Origin of the sequence: Faecalibacterium sp. AF10-46 (assembly GCF_003604105.1) — a bacterium.
Classification (GTDB): Bacteria; Bacillota; Clostridia; order Oscillospirales; family Ruminococcaceae; genus Faecalibacterium; species Faecalibacterium taiwanense.
The window spans coordinates 1-6305 of sequence record NZ_QVGY01000024.1 but is presented as its reverse complement, the minus strand read 5'-3'; the positions used below and the strand labels follow the sequence as shown (position 1 = coordinate 6305).

Below are 6305 nucleotides of genomic sequence, written 5' to 3'. Positions count from 1 at the left end.
GCTGCCTTGACATCCGCTCCGAACGTTTCAAAGCCGGGACAGTCCTCGATTTTCGCCATTCTGCATCACCCATATACATTTTATAGTTCATGGACGATTGGCGAAATGATGCAAAGCGCATTGTTGCTAAACTTTATTGTTCATAGTTTGAGCATTGTATTGTAAAGTGGGCTATCCTATAATAAGGAAGAAACCCTTTTTTGAAAAATCCGTCCGCTGTAACATTTCGCGGACATTTGCCTGTTATACTATCTGCAAAAAGCAAAGGAAGTGAGGATATGAAGCAGATTTTAATTGTCGAGGACGACAGTTTTTTGAATAAGATGGTGGCCTATAACCTGACCGCAGACGGCTATGGCGTGACTTCTGCCCTAAATGCCAGAACCGCAGCCGACGCCATCCGCCAGCGGGAATTTGATTTAGTGCTGCTGGACATCAACCTGCCGGACGGGAACGGCTTTGAGCTATGCAAGCTAATAAAGCCTCAGCACCCGGACACCATCGTAATATTCCTGACCGCCAACGATCAGGAGAGCGACCAGATACGGGGTTATGAGGTGGGCGCGGTGGACTACATCACAAAGCCCTTTGTGATTGGGGCCTTGCAGCGGAAAATCAAAGCCATGTTCGCCATGCTGGAACACCACAAACCGGCCAAGGACATTTACGACGACGGGCGGTTGTTTCTGGACTTCTCGGAGCAGACGGCTTCCTTAAACGGCAAGCCCCTGACTCTATCCCCGATGGAGTACAAAATGCTGAACCTGTTTCGTAAAAATCCCCGGCAAGTGCTGACCCGTGGGCAGCTTTTGGAAAAGCTGTGGGATATAGACGAGCGGTTTGTGGACGAACACACCCTGACAACCTCCATCAGCCGTATTCGCAACAAGATTGAAGCCGACGGCGGCGCACCCTACATCAAGACCGTTTACGGCATGGGGTATCAATGGACGGGAGGCGAGGCAAAATGAAGTTTCAAAACCTCTCGGTAAAGCGGCTGTTTGGCCGGGTGGCAATGGAGCTTGTCCTCTCCATGTCCGGGATCACCATAGCTCTTTTTCTTGTGACAAAACAGATTGCGGTGCTGCTGACAGGCGGGGCGCTGCTGCTGTGCGCCATTGTAGGGATTTTTGTACTGACGCAGGCGTTTGGAAAGCGACTGTCGCAGTTTACCACTGACCTGTGCCAGACCTTAGACCACATGATCGCCGGAAATGAAGCACCCCAGCGGCCAGAGGACAGCGAAACCCAGCTCGCCAGAATCGGGCACCGGCTGGCGAGACTTTACCAGATCATGCAGGAGAACCGTCGCCGGGTGGACGAGGAACGGCAGGAGTTACAGACCCTTGTATCGGATATTTCCCATCAGGTAAAAACGCCGGTAAGCAATCTGAAAATGGCGACGGACACCCTGCTGGAAAAGCCTATGACCGAGGCGGAGCGTACCGATTTTATCCGTGGAATCCGCACCCAGACAGATAAACTGGACTTTCTCTTTCAGGCTCTTGTGAAAACCTCACGGTTGGAAACGGGCGTAATCCAGTTGAATAAGAAACCGGTCTGCCTCTTTGATACCGTGGCGCAAGCCATGAGTGGGATTGTGTATGCAGCGGAAAAAAAGAAAATCGCTGTATCTGTGGACTGCCCGGAGAATTTGACCTTTTCCCATGACAGCAAGTGGACATCCGAAGCCCTCTTTAACCTGTTGGACAATGCGGTGAAGTATACTCCGGCAGGTGGAAAAATTACGGTGTCGGTGATACCGTGGGAAATGTATGTGGAGATCAAAGTAGCCGATACCGGCAAGGGCATTTCCGAAAGTAATCAGGCTGCTATCTTCCGGCGCTTTTATCGTGAGGAAGAAGTACACGAACAGCAGGGCGTGGGCATTGGCCTGTATCTGACCCGCGAGATCGTAACACGGCAGGGCGGCTACATCAAAGTGGTTTCTGAGCCGGGCAAGGGTTCAGAATTTTCCATTATGCTGCCGACAAAATAGAATGCGGCGGACGGTCATTCTCGGCTGCCCGCCGTAAGTCTTTTCGCAACAGTGTGACGATAAAGCTGCCAGTGGCAGTTTTTCGGCGGAAATGTCCGAGCGTTGTAACATTTCACCCCCGATTTTCAATGAAATTTTTTGGCCGCTGTAACATTTCGCGGACATTTGGGTTTTACAATAGCCTTATCAACAGGCAGAAAGCCTTGAAAGGAGTTTTGAGTATGAGCGTTTTACAGGCGATTGATCTGAAAAAGTATTACGGCACAGAGCCGAACATTACCCGCGCCCTTGACGGTGTGAACTTCTCCGTGGAGGACGGCGAGTTTGTGGCCGTTGTGGGAACATCCGGCAGCGGCAAGTCCACCCTGCTTCACATGATGGGCGGGCTGGACACTCCCACCAGCGGAACCGTGATCGTCCGGGGCGAAGAACTGGCGAAGAAGAACGATGAACAGCTTACCATCTTTCGCCGCCGCAACATCGGCTTTATCTTCCAGAACTATAACCTTGTTCCTATTCTGAATGTGTATGAGAACATCGTCCTTCCGGTGGAGCTGGACGGGGACACGGTGGATCAGAAGTTTTTGGACGAGATCGTTCACCTGCTGGGGCTGGAAGATAAACTGAAAAATATGCCGAATAATCTTTCTGGCGGACAGCAGCAGCGTGTGGCGATTGCCCGCGCTCTGATTACCAAACCGGCTATTGTGCTGGCCGATGAGCCAACCGGTAACCTTGACAGCAAGACCAGCGCCGAGGTGCTGGGACTTATCAAGCGCACCAGCGCGGAGTTCCGGCAAACCGTTGTAATGATTACCCACAATGACGACATAGCCCGCCTTGCAGATCGGATTGTCCGCATTGAGGATGGCAGGATTGTGGAATAAGGAGGTGGCAAGCTATGACATGGCCTTTTGAAAATGATACCAGTGACATTGAAAAGAAGCTGGCAAAGCGCAGTTTGCATCGTGAACGGCAGCGTAATTTATTTGCAATCATTGCTCTTGTGCTAACTGCATTTATGATAACTGCGACATTCAGTATTGGTTTTAGTTACTTTGAAACCTACCAAATGCAACAAATTCGGTTAATGGGAACTACCGCTGATGTCGGAATCACAAATGTAACAGAAAATCAGTTGGTTGAAATTTCAAAATCAAACCTTGTCCTTGACGTAGGTATACAGCAGCGTTTAGGTAGTGTTGATACAGAACAACTGAGAAACGCAAGATTAGGTGTAGTATGGATAAATGATACAGAGTGGGAACACCACCGTCTTCCTACTATATCAGGTGTTGTAGGAAATTACCCATCAAGTAAAAACGAAATTATGCTACCTACATGGGTGCTTGAACAGATGGGCATTTCTGATCCGCAAATAGGGATGGAGATTGTGTTGTCATACCAAATTGGCGATAGCTATGATTATGTCACGGACACCTTTTTGCTGTCGGGCTACTATACGGACTACATTCCAATGCGCACAAATAATCGTGGTTATGTTTATGTTTCATCCGCTTTTAAGGATAGCTTAAATGTATCACTGGATAATAGTGTTACGGCAATGATCCGTTTTCAAGGCAATGATAATGCTGACAAAAACTGTGAAAGATTGCGGCGTGAGATTGACTTTACAGAAGGGCAAACATTTGAAATTGTACCATTAGAACAGGCAAATGGTGGAACTATTATTTTAGCTGTAATAATTTTAGCAGTTTTTATATCCTTTAGCGGCTATCTGCTGATTTATAATATTCTTTATGTCTCTGTCATAAAAGATGTGCAATTCTATGGCCGTCTTAAAACGATTGGAACGACCCAAAGGCAGATAAAGAGAATTATCTATAAGCAGGCAATCAGAATCTCTTGTATTGGTATTCCGATTGGTCTGTTACTTGGTGCGGTTGTTTCCTTTGGCATTGTTCCTTACTTCCTGAATATGATGTATTCAACAAATTCTGATGTGGGAACAAAAGTATCTTTTTCGCCGTTTATTTTCATAGGAGCGGCCATATTTACGTTCATTACCGTTATGATTGCAAGCATGAAGCCCGCCAAAATTGCCGGAAGTGTTTCACCAATAGCAGCACTCCAATATACAGCAGCCAGCACAAAGAGTAGCGCCAGAAATTGTAGCAAAATGAAGTTGTCCAGAATGGCATGGAACAATGTCTTTCGTAATGCTAAGAGTACAACCCTTGTTTTTGCATCGCTTTTTTTCGGCCTTTCCTTGTTCCTTGTCGTCACAGGGCTATTACATGGTTTAAGCCCGGAGAATTATGTGAGCCAATGGGGAGTAAGCGATTTTGCACTCACATATAGTATCCACGAAAGAGAAGATTTAATTTCCAGCGAAATGGTTTCAGAGATTGGTCAGCTTGACGGCATTGAGAATTTGAGGTTGACCTATGCACCTTATCCTCAAGTAGTAGCAGATGTTGTATATGACGATGCTGTATTTCACGAGTTTCTTGCGTCATTAGACGGAGTAAACGGCATTGATTTTTCTGATCCGGCAAAATTAGAAAATTATCAGCAAAACTTTTTTAGTGGGGTTTTTGGAATTGACAGTGCATATTTGGAAGAAATCAATAAAACCTTAAACTTGCCTATTGACACGTCTGCCTTTGAACAAGGAAAGGTTGTGCTGCTGTCCAAAACAGTAGAAGACCTTATTCAGCCGGGGCAGGAAATAACAATCCAGACGCAGAACGGACAGCATTCCTTTATTGTAGCGAACGGTTATTTGAATGAAGGGTTTCGAGCAGGGGGAGGCAATGAGAGAGGGACGGCTCCTGATTTGTATATTAGTCAAACAGCTTTGAAAGAACTCTTTCCGCAATATAGAGTGTTCCGCGTGGCCTTTGATACGGATGGTCAACATGACGAAAGTATACTGCAAGAATTAAAGCAAATCACCGCATCACAAGCTAACATTGATATTATATCCCGATATGAACGGCGAGAAGAAATGCAGGAATATCTCATTACAGCAAAGGTTTTAGGAACAGGGTTGTCCGTGATCCTGCTGCTTGTTGGTGTCATGAACTTTGTCAATACAATGGTTGTCAATGTAAATACTCGGCGCTATGAATTAGCTGTTCTTGAAAGCATTGGAATGACAAAGCGACAAATCAAACGAATGCTATTTATGGAAGGTTTCTATTATTGGGGCGTTTCCCTTTCCCTTGCAGTCACCATTGGAACAGCAATCTTCATCTTGCTATATATGATTTTTAGTAAAGTGGCCTATTATGCTGTTTTCTCCTATCCATTTATCCCACTGGTGCTGGTGTCTGGACTGGTGTTGCTAATCTGCCTTATTGTGCCTATATGGGTCTACAAAACTGACGTTAACCTTCCAGTTGTGGAGCGATTGCGGTTGACAGAGTGAGTTTAATCAAATAGCAAAACATCCTTAGATCAATCATATCGAAGCGGAGCAGATTTTAGCTGCTCCGCTTCTTTAGTATTTTTCAAAAAATTCTTTTGAAATGTCCGAGCTTTGTAACAATTCAGCCTGTTTTTCTGTCGAAATCAAAGGCACCTCGGACATTTGTGTAATATTTGGATTTTATAATAATCCTCATAAAGAGAAATAGCCTGTTAGCAAGCTGCCGCACGACGGCAAAAGAAAAAAAGCCGTCGTACAGCAGACATATCCGCGCGCCCATTTTGAACCGGCGGCTTTTGAGAAAATCAAGGCCGCCGGCTCTTTTTGCTTATCAGAGCATACCATTGTTTGTATGGCGGCCACTAGGAGGATGCCGCCATGCGCCTGATATTCTATCGAACGGCTAGCTTTGAACTGTCAAAAAAAGCCTTGCTCCCGCACAGGGTCAGCAGGGCTTTTACTATGTACTATACGATGTAGCTTCTGCGCGTTTCGTGCTGTCATTATGCCCGGTTGGCCGTTTTCGGTCTGCCGGGCTTTTCTATTGCCGCCTGAAAATCTACCTGCTTCAAAAATTTTTTGGGAAATTTTCAAAAAAGCGGGCAGAATCGGGTGTTTCAGGTGTCATATTAGCGGAAAGGGAAAAATCCACCCGACATCCCCACGGAAAGGGGGTGAGAAGATGGAAGCTATCCCTCGCAACGATGGCGAACAGTACCGATTCGATGCGTTCTGCAAAGCGGTGCTGCGAAATGAGGCCCGGAACTATCACCGAAACAAAAAACGCCTGCTTGACCGTGAAAAGTCATTCAGCGTTCTGTCGATGGAAGAACTGGGGCAGCTCACGAGTGTAGACCATTATCCGAGTGAAGAATTTGTATTTTCATCCTACGGCTGTGATCTGCACATCGA

Annotated in this window: 4 protein-coding genes and 1 pseudogene; all 5 read left to right on the top strand. The window is 46.3% G+C overall.

Features of this window, described 5'->3' with window-relative positions:
• Positions 1 to 278 precede the first annotated feature (278 nt).
• Entirely contained in the window at positions 279 to 971 is a 693-nt protein-coding gene (locus DWV57_RS14120; protein WP_120021112.1) for a response regulator transcription factor, read from the top strand.
• Positions 968 to 1999 (top strand): HAMP domain-containing sensor histidine kinase, encoded by a 1032-nt coding sequence (locus DWV57_RS14115; RefSeq protein ID WP_097784846.1) that lies wholly within the window; start codon positions 968 to 970, stop codon positions 1997 to 1999. Before DWV57_RS14120 ends, DWV57_RS14115 begins: the two co-directional genes overlap by 4 nt.
• Before the next feature lie 221 nt (positions 2000 to 2220).
• A complete protein-coding gene (locus DWV57_RS14110) occupies positions 2221 to 2886 on the top strand; it encodes an ABC transporter ATP-binding protein (RefSeq protein WP_014079454.1) in 666 nt (221 codons plus the stop codon).
• Between the two features lie 14 nt (positions 2887 to 2900).
• On the top strand, positions 2901 to 5393 hold the full coding sequence (locus tag DWV57_RS14105) for an ABC transporter permease (protein WP_120021111.1): 2493 nt from the start codon (positions 2901 to 2903) through the stop codon (positions 5391 to 5393).
• A gap of 682 nt (positions 5394 to 6075) precedes the next feature.
• Positions 6076 to 6305: pseudogene (locus DWV57_RS14100) on the top strand (sigma-70 family RNA polymerase sigma factor); the annotation flags it as partial.